At 54.0% G+C, this 22,026-nt stretch carries 24 protein-coding genes; all 24 read left to right on the forward strand.

Annotated elements, in window-relative coordinates; genetic code table 11:
• Positions 1-2: 2 nt before the first annotated feature.
• The 24 genes from EDM21_RS04695 to EDM21_RS04805 all read left to right on the forward strand — a co-directional run bounded on the left by EDM21_RS04695 (position 3) and on the right by EDM21_RS04805 (position 22,023).
• Complete coding sequence (locus tag EDM21_RS04695) at positions 3-1,577, forward strand: M2 family metallopeptidase (RefSeq protein WP_157333325.1); 1,575 nt, start codon at positions 3-5, stop codon at positions 1,575-1,577.
• 18 nt (positions 1,578-1,595) lie between these two features.
• Positions 1,596-1,838, forward strand: coding sequence for a hypothetical protein (locus EDM21_RS04700; protein ID WP_157333327.1), 243 nt, complete (start codon positions 1,596-1,598; stop codon positions 1,836-1,838).
• A complete protein-coding gene (locus EDM21_RS04705; RefSeq protein ID WP_157333329.1) occupies positions 1,801-2,127 on the forward strand; it encodes a hypothetical protein in 327 nt (108 codons plus the stop codon). The genes EDM21_RS04700 and EDM21_RS04705 overlap by 38 nt, the downstream gene beginning before the upstream one ends.
• 121 nt (positions 2,128-2,248) lie before the next feature.
• Entirely contained in the window at positions 2,249-2,926 is a 678-nt protein-coding gene (locus tag EDM21_RS04710; RefSeq protein ID WP_157333331.1) for a helix-turn-helix transcriptional regulator, read from the forward strand.
• Positions 2,904-3,896, forward strand: coding sequence for an aminoglycoside phosphotransferase family protein (locus EDM21_RS04715; RefSeq protein WP_338043924.1), 993 nt, complete (start codon positions 2,904-2,906; stop codon positions 3,894-3,896). Before EDM21_RS04710 ends, EDM21_RS04715 begins: the two co-directional genes overlap by 23 nt.
• An 88-nt stretch (positions 3,897-3,984) precedes the next feature.
• The gene (locus EDM21_RS04720) at positions 3,985-4,260 is read left to right on the forward strand and encodes a hypothetical protein (protein ID WP_157333333.1); all 276 of its coding nucleotides are present in this window, start codon (positions 3,985-3,987) and stop codon (positions 4,258-4,260) included.
• An 11-nt stretch (positions 4,261-4,271) separates the two neighbouring features.
• The gene (locus EDM21_RS04725; protein WP_157333335.1) at positions 4,272-4,538 is read left to right on the forward strand and encodes a hypothetical protein; all 267 of its coding nucleotides are present in this window, start codon (positions 4,272-4,274) and stop codon (positions 4,536-4,538) included.
• A gap of 509 nt (positions 4,539-5,047) precedes the next feature.
• Entirely contained in the window at positions 5,048-5,320 is a 273-nt protein-coding gene (locus tag EDM21_RS04730) for a hypothetical protein (protein ID WP_157333337.1), read from the forward strand.
• A 163-nt stretch (positions 5,321-5,483) separates the two neighbouring features.
• Positions 5,484-6,035 carry a hypothetical protein gene (locus EDM21_RS04735; RefSeq protein ID WP_157333339.1) on the forward strand — a complete coding sequence of 184 codons (552 nt, stop codon included), beginning with the start codon at positions 5,484-5,486 and terminating at the stop codon, positions 6,033-6,035.
• 70 nt (positions 6,036-6,105) lie between these two features.
• Positions 6,106-7,149 carry a BtrH N-terminal domain-containing protein gene (locus EDM21_RS04740; protein WP_157333341.1) on the forward strand — a complete coding sequence of 348 codons (1,044 nt, stop codon included), beginning with the start codon at positions 6,106-6,108 and terminating at the stop codon, positions 7,147-7,149.
• Between the two features lie 66 nt (positions 7,150-7,215).
• On the forward strand, positions 7,216-7,563 hold the full coding sequence (locus tag EDM21_RS04745) for a 5' nucleotidase, NT5C type (RefSeq protein WP_157333343.1): 348 nt from the start codon (positions 7,216-7,218) through the stop codon (positions 7,561-7,563).
• On the forward strand, positions 7,560-8,306 hold the full coding sequence (locus tag EDM21_RS04750; RefSeq protein ID WP_157333345.1) for a glycosyltransferase family 2 protein: 747 nt from the start codon (positions 7,560-7,562) through the stop codon (positions 8,304-8,306). The genes EDM21_RS04745 and EDM21_RS04750 overlap by 4 nt, the downstream gene beginning before the upstream one ends.
• A complete protein-coding gene (locus EDM21_RS04755; protein ID WP_166541829.1) occupies positions 8,299-9,507 on the forward strand; it encodes a nucleotide disphospho-sugar-binding domain-containing protein in 1,209 nt (402 codons plus the stop codon). Before EDM21_RS04750 ends, EDM21_RS04755 begins: the two co-directional genes overlap by 8 nt.
• 6 nt (positions 9,508-9,513) lie before the next feature.
• A complete protein-coding gene (gene acpS / locus EDM21_RS04760) occupies positions 9,514-9,918 on the forward strand; it encodes a holo-ACP synthase (RefSeq protein WP_157333347.1) in 405 nt (134 codons plus the stop codon).
• Between the two features lie 92 nt (positions 9,919-10,010).
• Positions 10,011-10,496 (forward strand): VOC family protein, encoded by a 486-nt coding sequence (locus EDM21_RS04765; RefSeq protein WP_338043925.1) that lies wholly within the window; start codon positions 10,011-10,013, stop codon positions 10,494-10,496.
• A 176-nt stretch (positions 10,497-10,672) separates the two neighbouring features.
• A complete protein-coding gene (locus EDM21_RS04770) occupies positions 10,673-11,488 on the forward strand; it encodes a sugar phosphate isomerase/epimerase family protein (protein ID WP_235918025.1) in 816 nt (271 codons plus the stop codon).
• 41 nt (positions 11,489-11,529) lie between these two features.
• A complete protein-coding gene (locus EDM21_RS04775; RefSeq protein WP_157333349.1) occupies positions 11,530-13,281 on the forward strand; it encodes an ABC transporter ATP-binding protein in 1,752 nt (583 codons plus the stop codon).
• Positions 13,278-14,891 carry an ATP-binding cassette domain-containing protein gene (locus tag EDM21_RS04780; protein WP_235918026.1) on the forward strand — a complete coding sequence of 538 codons (1,614 nt, stop codon included), beginning with the start codon at positions 13,278-13,280 and terminating at the stop codon, positions 14,889-14,891. The genes EDM21_RS04775 and EDM21_RS04780 overlap by 4 nt, the downstream gene beginning before the upstream one ends.
• A 27-nt stretch (positions 14,892-14,918) precedes the next feature.
• Positions 14,919-15,056 carry a hypothetical protein gene (locus EDM21_RS24890; protein WP_235918027.1) on the forward strand — a complete coding sequence of 46 codons (138 nt, stop codon included), beginning with the start codon at positions 14,919-14,921 and terminating at the stop codon, positions 15,054-15,056.
• Between the two features lie 35 nt (positions 15,057-15,091).
• A complete protein-coding gene (locus EDM21_RS04785; RefSeq protein WP_157333351.1) occupies positions 15,092-16,855 on the forward strand; it encodes an ABC transporter ATP-binding protein in 1,764 nt (587 codons plus the stop codon).
• Positions 16,852-18,615: an ABC transporter ATP-binding protein gene (locus tag EDM21_RS04790; RefSeq protein ID WP_157333353.1), complete on the forward strand. Its 1,764-nt coding sequence runs from the start codon at positions 16,852-16,854 to the stop codon at positions 18,613-18,615. The genes EDM21_RS04785 and EDM21_RS04790 overlap by 4 nt, the downstream gene beginning before the upstream one ends.
• Positions 18,616-18,800: 185 nt before the next feature.
• A complete protein-coding gene (locus tag EDM21_RS04795; protein ID WP_157333355.1) occupies positions 18,801-19,802 on the forward strand; it encodes a bifunctional heptose 7-phosphate kinase/heptose 1-phosphate adenyltransferase in 1,002 nt (333 codons plus the stop codon).
• 92 nt (positions 19,803-19,894) lie between these two features.
• Positions 19,895-21,586 (forward strand): glycosyltransferase family 9 protein, encoded by a 1,692-nt coding sequence (locus tag EDM21_RS25350; protein WP_157333357.1) that lies wholly within the window; start codon positions 19,895-19,897, stop codon positions 21,584-21,586.
• Positions 21,583-22,023 carry a hypothetical protein gene (locus tag EDM21_RS04805; protein WP_235918028.1) on the forward strand — a complete coding sequence of 147 codons (441 nt, stop codon included), beginning with the start codon at positions 21,583-21,585 and terminating at the stop codon, positions 22,021-22,023. Before EDM21_RS25350 ends, EDM21_RS04805 begins: the two co-directional genes overlap by 4 nt.
• Positions 22,024-22,026: the final 3 nt, after the last annotated feature.

The following is a 22,026-nucleotide window of genomic DNA, read 5'->3' on the forward strand; positions in this document are numbered from 1 at the left end:
GCATGCGTGAACGTTCACAGACCGAGATTCGTCATTTCATGCACGAGACGAATCATGAGCTGCAGGGGCTGTATACCAACATGATGGACTCTCTCTGGCATGTCATTACAACGGGAGAAATCGGGTATCTGCACGAGAATGAACGATTTGAGCAAGCCTATCAAGAAGCGCTCGCTTCCCCTGACCTGGGCAGGAAAATGGAGGCAGGGCTCGCGGGGATGGAAGATGACCGCATCCTCCGGCGCCAGTTCCAGATGCTGAGGGGAGAAATGCTGGAGTACCAGGCGAAGCCGGAGGAGCGCAGGGAAATCACCTCGCTCTGGAACGAGCTTCACTATATGCACAGCACTTTCAGAGCCAGAGTCGATGGAGCGCTGATGTCGGGGAATACGGTTCTCGTGCTGCTCCGAAGGCTCAAAGACGAGAGGCAGCGCAAGAAGATCTGGCAGGCATCCATGGAGGTGGGCGGGCAGGCTGCGCCCAAGCTGATCCGGCTGGTCAAGCTGCGCAACCAAATCGCCAGGGATCACGGATACCCGCATTATTTTGCGATGAAGCTGGAGACCCAAGGCATCAGTCCAGACATGCTGAGAGGCGTTATCAGGCAGCTGCGGAGCGGGCTTGAGGCAGTTTACAGAAAGGTGAAGGGGGAGATGGATGAGGAGACCGCAGCGCGCTTTCGAATTCATAGAAGCGAGCTTCGCTCCTGGCACTATGCCCATCCTTTTGTCCAAACCGCCCAGAAGCGGGAGCAGCCCGGCCAAGTGGATATAAACGGGCTGCTCCCTCAGCTTGCCAGGTGGTTCGATGAACGCGGCCTTGATATTAAGCCCCTTCTGGGCCGGGCGGACCTGACCGGACGGCCGGGAAAGGGTCAGGCCAACTGCTGCCTGAATATCGACCGGGGCGGGGATATCCGGATGTCCTGCAACCTTACGCAGGATACGGAAGGGCTGCCGATCCTCCTGCATGAGCTCGGACATGCGATATTCGAGCAGGGCATAGACCCGGAGCTGCCCTTCGTACTGCGCCAGCCGGCCCATCCTTTCGTAAGCGAAGGGGTAGCTCTTCTGCTGGAGAGACTGGCGTCGGAGCCGGCTTGGCAGCAGCAGCTGCAGCTCGGGCGATCTAAGGCGCGACGCCGGACGCGAAGAAACCCGCAGCTGCGCAGGGAGCTGCTCATCAAGTTGTACTGGACCCTGACGGTAATTGAATTCGAGAGAGAATTGTATACGGACCCGTCCAGGCCGCTTAACCGGCTGTGGTGGGACATTGTCGAGGACGTGCAGGGAATCCAGAGGCCGGACGACTGGGATTATCCATACTGGGCCGCCAAGTCCCACCTCTCCACCCTTCCCGTGTATTACTACAATTATCTGCTGGGAGAAGTGGCAGCTTCGCAGTTTCAATTCTCGCTGCAGAAGGAATTCGGGCAGTGGCATAGCAGAGAAGCGCTGCAGCATTTGAACCGTCAAGTGTTCAAGCCGGGCGCTTCCTGTACATGGAACGAGATTATCGCGTCCTGCACATCTTGTGACCTTAATCCCGTTTTTCTCATCCAGCAGCTTCGCAATTAAAAAGGAGGTATTTTCTGCATGGCGACTATCCATATTCAGAAGAGAACCATTGTTTCCCGGGCGGAGTATAACACGGAGGCACCGAACCCGGCTAACAGTGAAGTGAAGACTTATTTACTGAGCCCGGAGGAACTTGCTTATTACAGGAATTTACCGATGTCGGAGGCGGATAAAGCATTTAAACCGAGTCTGAAGGTGGTGGCTATGGAAAAGAGGGAAGAGCATGCGGACAGCGGCCCAGCTCCTGATTCTGCATCTTGACCGTCTGGCCGCCGAGGTTAGAGGAACTTTTACACCGGATAAACTGGAGGGAATTGATGACTGGTTCCGATTGGAAGCATATGAGGCGGCGGAGAAGGCCTCTTTGCTGCCGGCGCCTTACAACGAGCGCATTCTGAAGCACTTTCACCTCTTGAGGCAAAAAGAGCGGCCTTTGCAGGCGATGGCCTGTTTTATTAGGGATGGAATGGATGAAATTTACGATATTCTTCATGATTACTATATAGAGCATAACGAAATAGATCATAACGAATTAGAGCATAACGAATAATATTTTGGCATAAATTGTTTGAATAAGCAAAATAATCCGAATATTATGCAAAATAAACTGATCGTTCATATGGAGCATTTTGATACCATGACGGCACCGGAAACAAATCGTATTAGGAGGAATGGTGCCAGTGGACGTGCTTCTGATCATCAGCCATCAGCTCAAAGAGGATGAGTTTCAACGGGTACAAGGGATGTTTTCCAATATGACTATTATTGCCGAATCGGACTTTAAAGCTGCAGCCGCAAGGATTCAGGAGGAAAAGAGTTCTTATAAATTGTTCGTTTTCCTGTCGTTTGATGAGTCGCTGCCGGAAGACTGGAAAATTGAAGAACTGCATCTGGAAAGTCCGGTCATGGTGCTTCTAAATGTCAGCAAGCGCGATTTGTTCGTGTTCTACTCTTTCCTGGATTCGGTGGGCCTGCTTGCCCAATCCCCGGCCGTTTCGGACAAGCGGGAAATTTCTCCGCTGCTGCATCAGTCGCTTGAATATATCGAGCAAAATTTGTGCGAGAATGATTTGTCGCTGGAGAAGGTCGCATCGAGCATATTCGTAAGCCGCTGCCATTACTCCCGGGTGTTCAAGGAGTATTTTGGCTTCGGGTTCAAAGAATACATTATGAACAAACGCATTCAAAAAGCGAAAGTCATGCTTCAGAACGGTGTTCCGGTTACGGATGTTTGCTATGCAGTCGGTTATGGGGATTTGACGCATTTCGGCAGGGTGTTTAAAAAGCTGGTGGGAACGAACCCTTCGGTTTACCGGGGACACAGGCGTGAGAAACCGTCCTGCGGATAACGATGAACAGATCGGAGAGACAAACGCTATGGATGCATCCACAATCCGGACGAGGTACTTTAATCGACTGACCTTTAGCGGGGACCGCCGGACCGTCTGCAAAACAAGCAGCTGTGACCGCAAGCTTAAAGATGAGATCAGCTGGTATCTGGGGCTGCCGGGAGAGCTTAAGGGCTATACGCCTGAAGTGATAAGTTACTCGATGGAAGAGGAAGTCCATCTGACGATGGAGTACATCCATTCGCCGACCTTAGCTGAGTTGTATGTTCAAGACTCGATGAGGCCGGATGAATGGGTTGCAGTTTTTAATCAGATCACGGATATTCTGGCACAATTTGCCCGTTACACAGCGGAAGTTCATCCGGATGCTCTCTATGACATGTATCTTTCCAAAACGAAAGCGCGCATAGCGGCTTTTCTGGCCCGCAATGAGCTGGCGGGGAAATTCTACAGGAGAGGGTTTTACCGGCTGAATGACCGTACGGTCGTGTGCCCGTTCCGTATTTTTGAAAGTCACCTGGACGATTTCCTCCAGTTGCTCGACAAACCGGATAGGACTCTGCTTCATGGCGATCTGTGTTTTTCTAATATACTTTATGACGCGAAGACCCCCGCCATTAAACTGATTGATCCCCGGGGACGCTTCGGTGAACAGGGGATCTATGGCGACGAGAGGTATGACCTGGCCAAACTCAGACACAGCTTAAGCGGGTACGAGCATATCGTTCAGAACTCCTATACGCTGGATATCCGGGACAGCGGGCTTCACCTGCACATTCCGTTTACATCAGGGCAGCAGCAGGTTCGCGAAAGCTGGGATGCTGTTCTGGGGGATAAACTCGGTGATACAGCCAAAATTGAAGCGCTGCTGTTCCTGTCGCTGCTCCCGCTGCACCGCGAAGATCCGCATCGCCAATTGGCCTTATATGGCCTGGCTACCCGCCTGATGTACGATATTTTCGCAGAATAGATTCTCTATGGAAAGCCGAGAGGGAATGAGTGGATTTCCTTATACTGAAAGAGTAAGCCCATCATCCACAATAGGAGAGTGAAGAAAAATGAAACAAACAGCTTCGAAATTTATGATTGCCACCGCAATACTCGCCTCACCGGTTGCAGGAACTGCACTGGAAGCAAGCGCGCAATCCATCCCGGTCCAGAGCCAGCCGGCCGCAACTGCGGGCGTCTCGCACACAGCTACGGCCGTTTCTTCCCAAGCCGCGCAGTCGGAAGCTCTGCTTGAGAGCAGCCCGGTCCGCTCCGCTCCTAAGGACAACATCGGGGAATACAAGGGTCCTTCTCTTACCATCTCACCGTTTATGCTAAAATGCTAAGCGTGCAGTAGATGAAACACAATGCATCGAGGTTTATGATTGCTGCCGCAATACTAGCTTCACCGGCTGCGGGAACCGCTTTGGAAACAAGCGTGTACTCCATCCCGGTCGAGAGTCAGCCAGGCGCTCCGGCAGACATCTCTCAAACAGCCACAGCCGCCGGCAAACAGGCGCAAGCCCTGCTTGAGAGCAGTCCGGTCCGCTTCGCTCCTCAGGACAGCTTCCGGGAAAATTACGGGCCCTCAATTACTGCCTTACCGTTCTGCGTAAAATGTTAATCTGGCTGTTTAGGAAAAGAGGCAAGCGGGATTCCCGCTTGCTTCTTTTTTGCAAAAATCGGGCAGATGTTTGTAAGGAATCCAGATAAGAATAACGCCGAAAGCCGAGAGAAGTTATGAACAATTTCCTATACTGGAATGGTAAGGCTCATACCAGATTAAAGGAGGTGAAACTCATAAAGCAAACGGCAATGAAATTTGTTACTATCGCAATCCTGGCTGCTCCCGCTCCCGTAACGACCGTGGAGGCAAGCGCATAGACCGTACACGTTCAGAACCGGCATACAGCCCCGGCACAGAGCGGATCTGTTATCCGAGCTTCCGCCACCGCCACCGCTCAGCTGGAGTCTGCTAATGTGTATGCGCCTGCTTCACAAAGCGGCCGTATACAGGAATTTACCTTTGGAGCCCCGTCATTTACGATTAATGGCCCGGCTACTAAAACGTTCACTTAAACCAAATTACGGACCTTCCTGTACATGGAAGATGAAAAGGAGAGTGTTGAAGCGATGAATGAAAAAGTCTCCAAGTTTGCGATCGCCACAGCGATCCTGATCGCTCCGGCGGCAGGCACAGCTCTAGAGGCAAGTGCCCAGGTCGCCGCTGTCCAGAGTCAGTCTGCGGCACATACGGAAAGTGAAAGAGCTGCAACTGCTGCGCTCGAAGATACTGCCAAGCTGGACTCAACCGTCCGGGCTTCTTCGATTCCGGGCCCGATTCAGGAATTAACTTACGCGAGTCCCGGGTTCAGCCCGAACGTTATAGCCAAGACTCCTATGTAAAACATCCGGAAGAGACGGTACGAATGTATTTCGACCGACAAGAGGAAGCGAATACCTGATCCTTGTCTCCAACAGGACGAATCATTTTCTATTATTAAGAAGAGATAAGCAGAATGATGCTTATCTCTTTCTCTCATCTTCCTAACAGATATGGAGTGAATGAATGAATACTCAACCGTTTATTTGTCTGGATATGACGTCCTGTCTGAATAATTGCGGCACGACGGACAACAGCAGCTATCAGCACGGATATTTGAGTTCTTCCGGCGTCTCACTTCCGAGAGAAAACATCCTTTTTCATACTCCATTTGAGTTCAATGACATTCCCTTTGTCCTCTTCAGGCAAAACTACCGGGACAACATGGTGACCGAAGGTCAAGCCATTCAGTTTCCCGAAGCCCGTATCTCCAAAATCCATGTACTCGGTGCCTCCAGCGACGTAAATATGTCAGATTATATGTATCTGAAGCACAATGAGACGCTCCTCTCCAAAGAGAAAATGATGCTGTCGCATTTCGCTTCCGAAGCTCCTTTTGCCCGTAACGTCTGCATCCTTGAAACCGCCGGTCTGAATACGTTAGACGGCCCCTTGGCGCACAGAACCGGCCGGCTCTGGCTCGATATCCTTCATCTGACAGAACCTCTGGAGATTAACCAGCTTACATTCGAAGATAATCCGTGCATGCATATTTTCGGTATTACTTTGGAGCGATAGGCAGAAGGCAACCGGATAAGACACAAGAGGAAAGAGAGATTCATACTATTTTACGGGTAGGGAGGAACCAATGACGTTTACCTTGTACAAAGAAGCCCGATTGAATTGCCTTTATGTCAATATTGCAGCCGCTCTGCTGAGGCTTCCGGTACTTAAAGAGTCTTTACCGTTCTTGTTTAACCAAGCAGGTTTGTATTACCAGGACACGCAGGATGAAGACGAATTTGTCCTCAGTCCTTATTACAGGGAGCTTGATGATTATATCGGGGAGTTGTTCGGGGCCCGTGTATGCCGGAAAGGATATGCAGGGGGAGAATCGTATATGGGCGCGCTGAAGAACGTGCTGGGAACGGGCAGGAGCGCAATTATTGAAGCGGACATTTTTTATTTGCCGCACAGCGGATTTTATAACCGGTCTCATTTTCCCCATGCGCTTGAGGTTATCGGATATAAAGACGGCGTTTTTGAAATCTGCGATCATTATTATGTGTATCACGGTACTCTGACGGATGCGGAATTCCGGTTTATTTTTGAGTCGTCGCTGCAGAGTCCTTTCTATAAGCTTCTGAACCTTTGGAACCTGGAGCGGCATGTGACAAAAGGGGCTGGAGTACCGGATGCGGCCTTCCACAGTGGGGTCATCCGCGACAATTACCGCAATATGTCCGGTCAAGCCCTCTATGATTGTCCTGCGGGGAGCCGGGCGGGTCTGGAGGCATTCGAACCTATTTGCAGGCAAATAACCCGGCTCAAAACGATGGACCAGGATGCTTCCAAATTCAAAGCGGCCAGTTATTTGTATGAAGGGTTCAGAGAGATTGCCAATTCCCGGTTCCAGCACCATAACTTTCTGAAAGCCATTGGTGAGAATGAATTGGCGGAATCTTATCTGGAAGCCGACCAAAGCTGGATGGTGGCAGCCAATCTGCTGATGAGGGCGGCGACGGCTAATCAGTTCCAGCATTTTGAGGAACGGATTCTAAATCGGATGCAGCGGGTTCGCGAGAAGGAAGCGGACCATCTGGAACTGCTGAGACAATGGCTTGAACGGGCGGAGCCGGAGGGCTGCGGAAGGAGCTTCATGACGCAATATTCTCCTAGAAGCGGGCAATAGAATCTGATTCCGGACGGACAGACTTTGGTACCATAGCAGCAGGAAATCATGATCGGAGGAGATAGCATGCGTGTTGTAATCGATCTGGACGGAACCATCTGTACGTTCAGGGGAGAAGGCCAGACCTATGCCGATGTAACGCCGATTCCGGGTGCTCTGGACGCCCTGCGCCGGATGAAATCGGAAGGGCATTATTTGATCATTCATACAGCCCGCCATATGAAGACCTGCGGAGGGAATGTCGGGGAGGTAGTAGCGAAGGTCGGGGCTATAACGCTGGACTGGCTGCGGATTCACGAAGTGCCGTACGATGAAATCGTATTCGGCAAGCCGCAGGGAGACTTGTATGTGGATGATCTTGCGCTGGCTTACCGCAACTGGGACGAGGTTCTGCAGACCTTGGATATCCGATGAGGAATCGCACGCAGATCGTCATCCCCATGGCGGGAAGGGGGCAGCGGTTCCGCAATGCCGGCTTCCACGGGCCCAAGATGCTGCTGGAAGCCGCCGGGAAGCCTATGCTCTACTGGGCGCTGGACAGCCTGAAGCCGCATTTTCCGATGGAAAAGGTGATCTTCGTCTGCCTTCAAGAGCATTTGGAGCAAACCCGGCTGAAGTCGGTCATATCCGCCTACTGCAAGAATCCTGTTATAGTGCCGATTCAGTCAGTGACGGGAGGACAGGCCGAGACCGTATTAAAAGCGCAGTCGTTCATCGACCCGGACGAGCCTCTCTTGATCTACAACTGCGATACCTACATGGAATCTTCAATCGGAACTACGATTGCGGATCAGGGCAGCAAGGCGGATGGAATCATCTCTGTTTTCCCGTCATATGACCCGGCATACAGCTACGCACAAATCGATGGGCGCAACCGGGTGGTGCGGGTGAAGGAAAAAGAGGTGATCTCGTCCATGGCGACAACGGGCCTGTATTATTTCCACCGTTCCCGGCTGTTCACCGAATTTGCGGAAGAAGCGGCCGCACGGGGAAGCGGAGAGGGCGAGTTGTATGTCGCCCCGCTGTATAACCGTCTAATTGCCCAAGGATACACATGCCTCGCCGATGCGGCACATTACTGCTGTCCGTTAGGTACGCCGGAAGAAATCAGACATTTCGAGTACGAGCAAGCCGGGAGGGGAGTGCAGTGTGACTAAACGTATTTTTTTCGGTTTAAGCGGCGGACTCGGCCCTGTGCTGCGCAGCATGCCGGTTGCGGAGATGTTCCGCAATGCAGGAGAGGACGTTTCTTTCAGCGTCTATGGTACGGGAAGCGCCTCTTTTATCCAGAGCAGAGGATATAGACATCTTCCTGACGATGATCCGACTGTGCCTTGCGAAGACCTTGTCGTCCGGCCCGGCAACGTTTTCTACAACTTGGATCATTACTACGCTAGCGCAGGGCTGCTCGACGAGTCGTTCGTACACGCGTGGATTCAGCACCGCATCCGTATGCTGGAGAAGTGGAATGCCGATCTTGTGGTTGCCGATATGAGTCCCCAGACGGTTATTGCAGCCCGTTATTTGGGGATTCCGGTCCTCTCCATTACACAGTCTTGCTTTTACCCGGACGGTGACGGCATGTATTTCTGGGGACAGCCGCCCCGTAATACTCCTAAAGTAACACCGGTGGTCAACAAGATACTGAAACGGCTCGGTCTGCCGGTTGTCAGCAGGATGGAACAGCTGAACGTGGGAAGGCTTAACTTCATTCCCGGTATCCCTGAACTAGATCCGGTCTACAGCAACAGTGTCCGCTATGTAGGCCCGATCGAGTATCCGGCTGTGGAAGAGGCCGGCCATCCGGTGCCGGGAGAGCCGTATATTCTCGTGTATCCGGGCAGACTGGAGGATACGTCGGGGCCATCCGGCCTGCAGCTGCTGGAGTTCGTTGTGCAGGCATACCGGAACACGAAGGATACAGTCGTCATTGCCTGCAGCCAGACACTTCCGGCCGCACTGAGGGCCCGGATGAGCGGCAATATGACGGTCATCCCACATTTCGGCCCGGGTCTGTTAGCCCGCAGCCGTCTGTTCATTCATCACGGCGGGCACGGAAGCTGCATGTCGGCACTGAGGCGCGGAGTGCCGTCGCTGATCATACCGACCCACACGGAGCGGGAGTTCAATGCCCGCAAGGTGCATGGTCTGGGAGCAGGCGAATATGTGCTCCCCGGTACGCTTACGGCGGCTCAATTGTATCAGTTGGGAGAGTATGTCATGGAAGACAGATATAGGGAGCATGCGGAGGAAATCGCAGCTCTCATCCACAACCGGAATTACGGCGGTGCCGGGGAGATCTACACCTGCGGAAGCACACTGATGAAGCGCCTGACAATGTCCCGGGAGGAGCTGTGACGAAGGATGATTTATGGCATCGGGATAGATATCCAGGAAATTACTCAATTTGAGGAAATTCTGCATCGGCAGCAGGATCGTTTCTTGCGCAGAATATTTACGGACCAGGAGTTGTCCTACTGCAGCCGTTACAACAGTCCGGCCCAGCATCTGGCTGCCAGATGGGCCGTGAAAGAGGCTTTCCTGAAAGCGGCGGGTACCGGGCTGAGGGGCGGCTACCGGCTGGCGGATCTGGAAGTGTCGAATCTTCCCTCCGGAAAGCCGGAACTGATTCTGCACGGACAGGTCCGGGAAGACATGGAACGGGCTGGTGTGAATGTGTACATAAGCCTGTCCCATTCCGGTGATTATGCGGCAGGTCAGGTTGTCCTTTGGACAACGGTATCTGTTTCTTGTCCGTGCACCGGGTGAAGTGCACAGCTGGTTGATGCGGTAACAGGTTATCCGGTTATAGTCCGGATGGCCTTTTTTGCGTCTGCGGATGGAACGTGAGGGGGGCTGGCGTGAGACTGGACAATCTTGACGTGTCATCCATATGGGGATACGATGAAACGGTATGTATTTTCTGGAATATAATTCCTTATTTTGACGAAGGAGCTGATCTCTTGACTCAGGGTTTGATAACCGGTATTGATCATGTCCAACTGCCTGCTGCTGATCTGGAGGAAACGATTGCGTGGTACTGCAGAGTGTTCGGCTTCTCCCTCTTGGAGAATTACGGGGAATTTGCCATGCTTACATTAAATGATCGTTCACCGAATCTGATGCTGTGGCAGTCGAAGAATTATTCTTCCGCTCATTTTGAGAAAGACGGGGAGACTTTGCCGGTCCTATTTTTCAGGAGTTCCGAAATCGACAAGCTGGCCCGGAAACTGCAGGAAGAAAATGCGCGAATCGTCAGCCTGGATGACGGGGGTTTTGCCAAGTTTCTGAAATTTTACGATCTCAATGACAATTTTATCGGTGTGATGCAGCTGATGGAAGGCTGACGATGAGTTCATGAGAAGACCGGTGCCCGGTGAGGCGCCGGTTTTTTTGGTTCCTATGAAGCTGTCTGCCTGCTTTAACAGACAGGATGCCGCATGGAACGCCGAGAGCGGACGCTGCCGGAAGCCTACAATGAACGTATGCAGGAATTAATCAATGAGATGAAAGGTGCAGGTACATGACCGTATATTTCGGACGTTCCCCCGTCTCCTGCCAGCTGACGCCCTGGGGAAAAGAATATGGGCGGGGCCTCGGAGAACTGGCCGCTCTGGATGTCCGCTTCGTGGAAATCGGCAGCCGGCTGCTGCTGCCCTATGAAGGGCGGATTGCCCAGTGGAAAGAAAAGCTGGAGAAAGAATACCAGGCCGTATCGGGAGTATTTGAATTCGGCCATTTTGCGAACTGGGCCAAACGCAGAGAAATTTATTTGCACCACGACCGGCTGGCCAGATTGCTCCTCGCAGCCGGTATCGACATGGTCATTCTGGGCCCGGGTATCCGGTTAAGCCGGAGCTGCGGCATAGAAGACCAGAGGAATATGCTGGCGATGATTACGGAAATTCACAAGCGTTACAGCTACTACGGCATCCGGGCGGGTATTCATCCTCACCGCTCGCACTGTATCTGTACCAGTGAAGAAGTGGAATACGTCATGGAGCGGACACCTCCCGATCTCGGATTAGTCCCGGATACCGGTCATCTCGCGGAAGCGGGTGCAGATATCAGAGAGCTGATGGGGCGGTATGTTTCGCGTACCCTTGCCGTACATCTGAAGGATGCCAGGGAAGTCCGGGAAGATGAAGAAAGCCGGACTTCTTCCGGCCGAAGGATGCGTTATACAGAGCTTGGAGGCGGGGAACTGCCGCTGTCCTCCATTCTGCGGACTCTCCGGGAGTACAAGTACGCGGGTTATATGACGCTGGAAATGGACGAGACGCTCCTGCCTCCGGCAGAAGCGGTAAAAGTTTCTCTGTCCGTGCTGAACAAAGCATAACTTAAAAAAATCAAGTCAAGAAAGGAAGAAAGCACCCGGATATGTGGACCAAGATACCGATTCTCCCGTATTTCCGCCTGGTCGGCCCTTATTTAAAGCAGCATAAGAGAGACCTCGTTCTGCTGGTTCTGCTGCTGATCCTCAGCATCGGAGCCCAGATCACCATTCCATGGCTGCTGAAAACTTATTTCGACTCCCCGTCAGATGCTTCGCTGCAGTCGCTGCTGCTTCTGATCGGGCTGATTATGGTGCTGGGCACCGCATATCAGCTTCTGGTGCTGGTATCGGATTATATCGGCGAGCATGTGGGCTGGTCGGCAGCCAACCGGCTCCGCAGCCGCTTGATGCGGCACTGTCTGAGCCAGGACATCTCGTTCTTTCACCGTTATAATCCCGGAGAGCTTCTGGACCGCGTCGATGGGGCGGTTAACGGGCTGGCTGAATTTTTTTACAAGTTTGTCGTAAGGTTTACGAATAATGTAGTTCTTCTGCTGGTTGCGCTGGGACTTTTGTATACGATTCATTGGAGTATCGGAGCCGTCATGACCGCTTTTATAGGATTGGCTGCCGTTGTCTACTACAGGCTCCGCGACTATGCCCTCCCTTACTGGGTCCGGGTAGGTGAAATGTCGTCCGCTTTTTTCGGTTTTATCGGAGAGCAGTTAACCAACACAGAGGATACGCGCTCCAGCGGGGCTTCCGGTTACGCCATGGGGCGTCTCAAAACGCTGCTGAGGAATTGGTTTCCGCTGCATATGGAGGCGGGTTACGCTTTCTCCGTCATGTGGATGCAGTCTATGATGCTGCTTGGCCTGAGCACCATTCTGACGTTTGCTGTGAGCGCCTGGCTCTGGCATACCGGAACCGTATCGGCCGGCACTCTTTATATGCTGATGCTGTATGCCGTGATGCTGGTCGGGCCCATAGATACGATTCGGATCGAGCTGGGCGCTCTTCAGCGTGCTTCCGCCAACATAGAGCGAATCCGCCAGTTGTTTGACATCCGCCCGGCGATTGAAGAGGGGGCGGGGGAAGAAGTACTGCAGGAAGGACCGCTGTCCGCCGAGTTCCGGGAAGTTACGTTCGGTTATAGTCCGCATGAACCGGTTCTTCACGGAATCGGACTCCGGCTTGCGGCCGGGCAATCGCTGGGGATTGTCGGCCGCACCGGAAGCGGCAAAAGCTCGCTCGCCCGCCTGCTGCTGCGCTTGTATGATCCGCAGCAGGGAAGCGTTCTGCTGGACGGGACGGACATCCGACGGGTCAAGCTCACTCAGTTGAGACAGCGGGTGGGGATCGTGACGCAGGATGTGCAGATTTTCAAAGGCAGCGTGAGGGACAACCTCACTTTCTTCAATCCGGCCGTTCCGGATGACAAGATAGAAGCTGTGCTGGAAGACCTCGGGCTGGCGTCCTGGTACGCAGAGCTGCCGGAGAAGCTGGATACGCAGCTTGAAGCCGGGGGAGGAGGACTGTCTGCCGGAGAAGCGCAGCTGCTGGCGTTTGCCCGGGTATTTCTGAAAGAACCGGGCCTTGTTATTCTCGACGAGGCCTCATCACGGCTTGACCCAGTGACGGAGGAGAAGCTGGAGCAGGCAGTGAGGAAGCTGCTCAGCGGGAGAACGGCGATTGTGATTGCCCACCGTCTCCAGACCCTGCGGCATGTGGACCGTATTCTTGTAGTGGAAGACGGCCGGATCATCGAGCACGACAGTCAGGCGGCTCTTCTGGAGAATCCGGACTCGCGCTACTCTCAGCTTCTGCGCCAGAGCTTCAGAAACTCCAGCCGATGAGCACACCCCGGTTCCTGCGCCAGATGGCCGCTCTGCATCCCCGGCTGTTCTGGAAAGGGGTGCTTCTCTGGCTGCCGTTTAATCTGTCACCGGTTATAGCCGGGCTGCTCATGAAGCAGGTCTTTGACAATCTGGCGGGTTCCGCGGAAGAGGCTGGCGGCACCGGTATCGGCACAGGTATCGGCACAGGAATGCTCTGTATGCTGCTTGCGGCCAATATATTGGCCTCTGCCGGCTCCATTCTGTGGGGAGGCCGGATTGAGACGGAACTCAATTTCCGTATCAAAGGAATCATCCGGCACAATATGCTCGAGTCTATCCTGAAGCAGCCTGGTGCCCGGGCTCTGCCGTGTGCGCCGGGGGAAGCGATTTCCACGTTCCGCGAGGATGTGGAACAGCTCGCCGACATGCTCCGCTTCTATAACCTTCTCCCGGTTAAAGTAACGTTCACGGCTGCTGCGGCCGTGATCTTATGGGCGGTCTCCCCGGAGATTACGCTTCTCGTGTTCGTGCCTCTGACGGTTATTCTTATATCCGCTCAGGTTGCAGGGACGAGGCTGCAACAACTGCGGGAAGCGTCGCGTAAAGCCGAAAGCGGAATTGCCGGGTTTATCGGCGAAATGTGCAATTCTGCGCAGGCAGTCAAATTATTCAATGCGGAGGAAGCGGTGAGCGCCCGGTTCCGGAGTCTCGGGGATTCGCGGATGAGTACCGTGCTCAAGGAAAGACTGCTCGATCAGAGCACCAGCGCCTTTGTCAGCCATACCCTGCAAATCGGAACGGGTCTGATCCTTCTGGCCGCCGCTATTTTTATGAAGCAGGGGCAGTTCACGATCGGAAATTTTGCCCTCTTCGTCACCTATATCGGGATAGTGACCTCTTTTATTCAATATTGCGGTTTCTTCCTGACCAAATACAGGCAGACCAGCGTTGCGGTGCAAAGATTGCGGCAGCTGCTGCCGGACACTCCGGAGAGTGCATTACTGGAATACCGGCAGGTATATACCGAGGAGGACTACCCGCCTTCGCCTTTGGCCGGGCCGCTGTCTGCCGTACAGGCGGAGAGGCTCAGAGTGCTGGAGACCCGGGGGCTGACCTGTCTTCACGGACACACGGACCAAGGGGTCCGGGACATCAGCCTGCACATAGCCGGGGGTTCTTTTGTCGTCATTACCGGACGGATGGGTTCCGGCAAAACGACACTGCTCCGCGCGATTCTCGGGCTGCTTCCGGCCTCATCCGGCACCATCTGCTGGAACGGGCGGAAGGTGGAGAATCCGGGCAGCTTCTTTATCCCGCCCCGGGCGGCTTATACGGCTCAGGCAGCGAATCTGTATAATCTGACGCTGAGAGAAAATATCCTGCTCGGTCTGCCGGAGAACCGTCTGGAGCGGGCCATTTACTCGGCGGTGCTGGAAGAAGATATCCAGTGGTTAGAGGATGGGGCGGACACCATGATCGGAGTTAAGGGGGTCAAGCTGTCGGGAGGACAGATCCAGCGGACGGCAGTCGCCCGGATGTTCGCGCGCCAAAGTGATCTGATGGTGCTTGACGATGTGTCCAGCGCACTTGACGCAGAGACGGAGAGCCGCCTTTGGGAGCGGCTTTAGAGGTCGAAGGATACGACCTTCCTGGTCGTGTCCCACAGAAAAGCGGTACTGGAGCGGGCGGATCATATCGTCTTGCTCAAAGATGGCCGGCTCGAAGCGCAGGGAACGCTGGCGGAACTGCTCCAGTCTTCGGAAGAAATGCGCTTTCTGTGGGCGCAGACATGAGAAATATTTAGCCTGACAGGAGGAAATGAAATTCAATGTCTCCTTTGTCGTTCTCCCGTGTTCCGGTTTACCGGTACTATTTGCTGCTTAGAGCCTACCTGATTGATCTGTGGAAAGGGATCCTGTTTCTGGCTGTCCTGGTAGCGCTGAACATTGCCCTTCAACTCGTAAATCCGCAGATATTACGCTTTTTTATCGATTCGGCCACAGACCGGCAGTCTTCCGTCCTCTTGTATTCCGCTCTGTTGTTTGCAGGGCTTGCTGCGGCACAGCTGCTGCTTTCCGTCACAGCGGACTATACCGGCGAGAAAATCGGATGGACGGCTGCGAACCGGCTGCGGACGCATCTTCTCCGCCACTGCCTCTCTCTGGATCTTGCTTTTTTCAAAACCCGTTCCGGCGGAGAACTGATCGATCGCATAGACGGCGATGTAAAAGGACTGTCCGGCTTTTTTTCTACCCTGACGGTTTCCCTGCTTGGCAATATCGGTCTTATACTCGGTGTGCTCGCCGTCGTGTTCTATGAGAATTTGGTCATGGGCGCATTGATGTCCGTCTATGTAGGACTAGCCTTGTCCGTATTCAACAAAATGAGAGAGTACAGCATTCCGCTCTGGGTAAGGTTCGGAGACGCCAGAGCTGATTTTTTCGCTTTTGTAGGAGAACAGCTCTCCGCTGCGGAGGATGCACGCTCAAGCGGAGCCGTCCCATACTCGCTCTACCGGTTCCGCCAGCTTATGCGAAGCTGGTTTCCCCTGCATATGAAGGCCGGCTTCGGTTTTTCTTTCATGTGGGCCAGCTCTGTCATTCTTGTTGGGATTGGGACGCTCCTTATCCTTGTTCCCGGCTTCTACTTGCGCGGGCAGGGGCTTGTGACGACAGGCACCCTTTATATGATGATCTTTTATATGGGACTTCTTGCCGGACCTCTGGATGCCATCCGTGAACTTATTGAAAATTTACAGCGGGCCGAAGCGAATATCGAGGGGGTCGGTCAGCTTCTCGATCTGGCTCCCGAAATTCGGGAAAGCTCTGATGCAGCTGAGCTGGCTGACGGGCCGATCTCCGTTCAATGCAGAAGCTTGACATTTGGTTACAGCAAGGAAGAAACAGTGCTCCGGGAGATTCAATTCAGTCTGGAAGCAGGGGAGTCCCTTGGCATCGTCGGTAGAAGCGGAAGCGGGAAAACGTCGCTGGCGCGTCTCCTGGTCCGTTTGTACGACCCTGTGGAGGGAGATGTTCTGCTAGGGGATATGGATATCCGCAGAATAAAACTGAGCCATCTGCGGGAACGGGTCGGACTCATTACGCAGGATGTGCAGATTTTTAACGGAACAGTGCGTGAGAACCTGACGCTTTTCAAAAGGGATATTCCGGATGACCAAATAATGCCGCTTCTCGAGGAAACGGGGCTCGGAGCCTGGTTCAGCACGCTTCCGGACGGACTGGATACGGTTCTTCCGTCAGGAGGAGGGGGCCTGTCGGCAGGGGAAGCCCAACTGCTGGCTTATGTCCGGGTGTTCCTCAAAGACCCGGGGCTGGTCATTCTGGACGAGGCTTCCTCCCGGCTTGATCCGGTTACGGAGAAACGTTTGGAACGGACGGCCCGCAGGCTGCTGCAAGGACGGACATCGATTCTCATCAGCCACCGCCTTGGCATGCTGAAGCACGCCGACCGCATTCTGGTGATGGACAGCGGCCGGATTGCCGAACAGGGCAGCCGGGAACAGCTCCTTAAGCAGACGGATTCACGCTTTTCACAGCTTATACGACAAGGTACAGGAAAGGAGAGTCTATGAGTACGAGACCGTTTTTGTGGAGGATGGCGGCGTATCATCCCCGTTTGTTTTGGACAGGAGTTCTGCAATGGCTCCCGTTTAATTTGTCGCCGATCTTCATCGGGCTGCTGATGAAATTATTTTTTGACAACCTTACCGGTTACACGGATACACCTTTGAGTCCTTGGATTATCGTCGTGCTGTTTGCGGTTAACGTGCTGGTGACGCTGATATCGATCCGTCTGGCCTCCCGGACGGAGACCGAGCTGAATTTCCGCATGAAGGGACTCATCCGGCAGAATCTGCTCGCACATATTTTGCGGCAGCCGGGGGCGCGGGCTGTGCCCGGCTCTCCGGGCGAGGCCGTCAGCCAGTTCCGGGACGATGTGGAGCAGCTTGCGGATACGTTCCGGAATTTCAATCTGCTGATCGTCAAGACGATTTCTTTTATCTCAGCCGTAGCGGTTTTATTCTACATGAACACGGCGATGACGCTGGGGGTTATACTGCCGCTCCTGGTCGTTTTTTACCTGATCCAGTACAGCGTGGTCCGCATGCATTCCAGGTTCAGGCCCAGAGGGAACGGGCGCCGGGAACTGTCCGGCTTTATGAGCGAGGTATTCCAGTCGGTTCTGGCCGTTAAGGCCGCAGGTGCCGAGGACAGCGTGGTTGAGGAATTCGCCCGGCTCTCGGACGACCGCAGGAGGCAGGTGGTGCGGGAAAGAATGATGAGCCAGCTTATGTATGCGCTTCTGCCTAATCTGGTGCAGATCGGATCGGGCCTGCTGCTGCTGTCAGGCGCCGTCTATTTGCAGCCTGGATCGTTCTCAATGGGGGAATTCGCGCTGTTCGTCCATCTGCTGCTTCACATGAGCAAATATATTGAATACAGCGGTACGGCAGTAACGCAGATCCGGCAGGTGAAAGGGTATCTGAAGCGGCTTAGCTGGCTGCTGCAGAGATCTCAGGCCGTCAGTGCGATCGACTTGAGGCCCCTGGACATGTCTCAGGAGCCCTCTCTAACGGAGGTGCCGGCTGTGTCAGAGAAGAGGCAGTTTAAACAGCTGGAGGCAAAGAACTTGAGCTATCTCTACCCGGGGAGTACCAAAGGAGTCCGGCATATCAATCTCCGGATTGAAAGAGGCTCATTTGTCGTCATCGCGGGAAGGATCGGCTCGGGCAAAACAACTCTGCTGCGGGTTATTCTTGGTCTACTGCCCTCTCTGGGCGGTGAAGTCCGCTGGAATAACCGGCGTATCGGCAACCCGGATGAATTTTTTGTTCCTCCGCGTACAGCCTATATTCCCCAGGTCCCCAATCTGTATAACGGGACACTGAAGGAGAATATTTTGCTGGGGCTGGCGGAGGAAGGATTGGAGGAGGCGATCTACAGCGCTGTACTCGAAGACGACATTACCGCGCTCCCCGACGGGCTCGATACGGTGGTCGGCGTGAAGGGAGTCAAGCTCTCCAATGGACAGATTCAGCGGGCTGCGGCTGCCCGGATGTTCGTACGCCGCAGCGAGCTGCTGGTGTTCGACGATATGTCGAGCGCACTCGACGTCGAGACAGAGAGCAAACTGTGGGAACGGCTTACGGGCCGCAAAGAAGCGACCTGTCTGGTGGTTACGCACCGGATGGCTGCGCTTCGGCGGGCGGATCACATCCTTGTTCTGAAAGATGGCGGTATCGAATCCCAGGGTTCGTTCGAGGAACTGATGGAGTCTTCGGAGGAATTCAGAAGTCTGGTGAATGAGAATGCTGGAGTCCGGCCCGGTTAAGTCCAGGCACCAGAGGGCATTTATACCTCACAACAGCAGACCGGCCGTGCCAAATCGGGGGATTTATCGTACCAAAAGCCGAGTCCCGCGCGCCTGGTCTTCCTTACACTGGAATAGAGCCGAAGGAGTCCTTATCTCCTGAACAAGAAGGCATGGGGACACTTGGCCGGGAAGAAGGTGAGCGTATGAATTCGGATCGGATCAAGAAGATACTCGGGAAACTGCAGAGGAGATCAGGGGCGGCGGTTGTCGTAATGGGGGATATCATCCTGGATGAATATACGCAGTGCGAACAGGATTATTCGCCTAACGAAGATTGCACGGTGCTTCGCAGACAGAACAGCCTGTTGTTTCCGGGCAATGCGCTGAATGTTTGTCTTAATATCGATGCTATGGAGGGAAAAGCGGCGGTTCTCGGCACCCTTGGCATAGACAGGGAGGCGGATGAGCTCCGCCGGTTGACCGGAGGCAGGGTGAATCTGGACGGCTTGCTCGCAGACAGCGGGCGGAGCACCACGGTCAAATCCCGTCTGTGTCTTCGGGATGGCAGTCTTATCCGTGTGGACCGGGAGGATAACACACCCGTGTCGCCGCAGACGGCAGCCGGTCTGCTTGCGCAGGCGGAAGCTTGCGGGGATGTCCGCTGCGCCGTTGTATCCGATCTGGGGAAGGGTCTGTTCCCCGGCTCCTGCATTGGCAGCTTTATCGGCTGGGCCCGCAGGAAAGGAATCCCGGCGCTCGTTGACCCGGCAGGGAGTAAGCTTGAACGCTATGCGGGAGCGTCGGTCCTTTTTCCGAATCTGCTGGAGTTCAACCGGCTTACATCTTCTGCATTCCAGCATCCGGCAGAAGCTGTGCAGAAGGCCAGGGAGCAGATGCGCAAATATGATATCGGGGCCATCGTCCTCAAAGCGGGCGAAAATGGAAGCTGCTGGATCACGAACCGGGAGGCGCTGCATCTGCCCGCTCTGGGGAAGCAGCCCGTCTGCGAAGTCGGGGCCGGCGATTCGTGCATCGCTGCCTTCGCCGTCGGAACCGGGTGCGGGCTCTCCGAGGAGGAATGCTTCCTGCTCGGCAGTGCCGCCGCAGCCGTTTCCATCTCGAAGGCGTATACATCGGCCGTGAGCCTTAGCGAACTGATCCGTTTCAGTACAGCGATGGAACCGGTGTCCGTCTACCGTCTATGACGAGAATGTGAGGCGCAGATGGAGCAAGTAAGTACAGCGACACGCATAAGTGAGAGGGGGAGCTGGCGTTCGATCCTATATTTCTGGAAAAGGTGAGAAAAAGAAGAAGCTACAGAAGCAGTCCGCGAACTACATTTCTTGTTCTGGCCGCGCAAGGGCTAGAAGAAGCTGTCGGCGAGCTGCTCCTGAAGCGGACGGAAATCCTGGCTGCTGTAAAAGTCTATGCGGATGAGCTTCCAGTCTTTAAGGAAAAAGGCTTGCGGATTATTTCCATTGTAAATGCCGTGGAGATGAGATTTGTTACAAAAATTCTGGATGAAGCAGAGGCGGTAGATCCGCCAGGAATGCCGGAAGCAAGAAGGCCCGAAGCGGCAGCGGTGTCCGAGGAAACCGTGGAAACTCTGATGATACCGGAGACCAGGGAAATCCGGGAAATCCGGGGAATATGGGAACCCAAAGATACTAAAGATACCGAAAATACCAAAGATAACAAAGATAACAAAGATAACAAAGATAACAAAGATACCGAAGATACCGAAGATACCGAAGATACCAAGGATACCAAAGGTAGCTTTGAAACCCCGGAAACCCCGGAAACCCCGGAAACCCCGGAAACCCCGGAAACCCCGGAAACCCCGAGTGGATATACACAGTCAGGCTCTTGTACTGAAGCGGCGATGATAGGGTTTGTGCTTCAGATCTCCTCCGGAGATGCTGCGGACTTTAGCAGCCTTATCAGCGAATTGCCGCACGGCTATGAGCCGTGCGAGGTTTTTTTCGGTGAAGGGGAAACCTGCCTTCCACTCTTCTGCAAGCATGCTGAGAAGTTGGATCTGCGTTCTGCACCGAAACCGAAAGCCGTACTTACCGATGAGCTGCACGGTTTTGGGGACGCGGTACTGCTTTTTCCGGTACTGCAGCAGTTTATCGACAAAGAAGCGCGTCTGGGTCATGAGGTTCACCTCATTACAAAGAGGAAACTGGTCCCGTTCTTCCAGACGGTTCTCAAACGCTGCCGCATATTGGAAGGCGCTCACACACACGTGATGTATGAAGCGGTTATGCGTTCTTCCGTTTACGGAAAAGTCTTTCTTCTTCCGGTATCCGTGTCCGCTCCGCCTCTGCATCATATCCGCGATTTGTTTGCGAAGGCGCTGGGATTCCAGCGGCCTCCCGGACAGCCTGATCGTGAGAAAATGGATTTTCCGCAACTTCCGTCAGCATTGGAACAAGAGATGGCTTCCCTGAGAGAGACCGGAGCTCCCGTTGTAGGTGTCCAGTTTCATACGGGGGACCCTAAACGCTCCTGGCCGCAGTCTTATGCGCAGCAGTTTGTCCGGCTCTGCAAGGAGCGGAACATCCATCTCATCAACCTTTCGCCGCTCCCCTATGATCTACAACCGGAGGGCTGCAGAGACTGGAGCGGACTTGCCGTTACCGGGCTGTTTGCCGCCCTTGAAGGAATGGACGCTATGGTCGGAATCGACAGTGTGTGCGGGCATGTTGCAGGCTTCCTGGGGGTGCCGAATCTGACTCTATGGGGCAGAAGCTTTCCCGGGTTGCAGTTTCCCGGCAGCCGGGATGAGTCTCATGTAAGCTTCCGCACGCTCAGCGCGAATTACAGCCTCGTACCCCGAAGCGCGGATATTCGGGACATCAGTCCCGAGCTGGCTTTTGCAAGGCTGAAGGAACTTCTCGACGGACGTATTTGCCTTTCCGCGGAAGTAATTACGGCCCATGACACGTTAAACGAAATAGGAATCGAATGGGTGGACGGAGCATGAGCCGGATTATGTATTTTGCTGTAAGGACTTCCCGTTGTTCTTCCAATTTGGAAGAGATACTGGAAAACACCCGGCAGGGCTTCCAGTCGCTTGGCTATACGGCTTCTTTGTCCTTATCGGATGAGAACAAGGCGGATTTCCTGCTCCTGCGGGAAGCAGAGATGACACCGGGAAACCGGGAGAACCAAGGGGTAGTCATCATCACCGATGACGAGAGTGTGCTTGCCGACACGAACAGTTTCCGCAGTGCGGCGGAATGCTGGGAAATGCCTTATGACATAGGAGCGGTCGTTCTGCTGGGAGAACGGAAGCTTTTTTCTTCCAGGTTTACGGGATTCGCTTTTTCCCCTCTATGTCTGGTACACATTGAATCACATTCTTCGTCCTATAAACGCCTGGCTTCCTATTGGATACATAAATCAGGCAGAAAGGGCTGAATG

Source organism: Paenibacillus lutrae (assembly GCF_009757775.1).
GTDB classification, from domain to species: domain Bacteria; phylum Bacillota; class Bacilli; order Paenibacillales; family NBRC-103111; genus Paenibacillus_F; species Paenibacillus_F lutrae.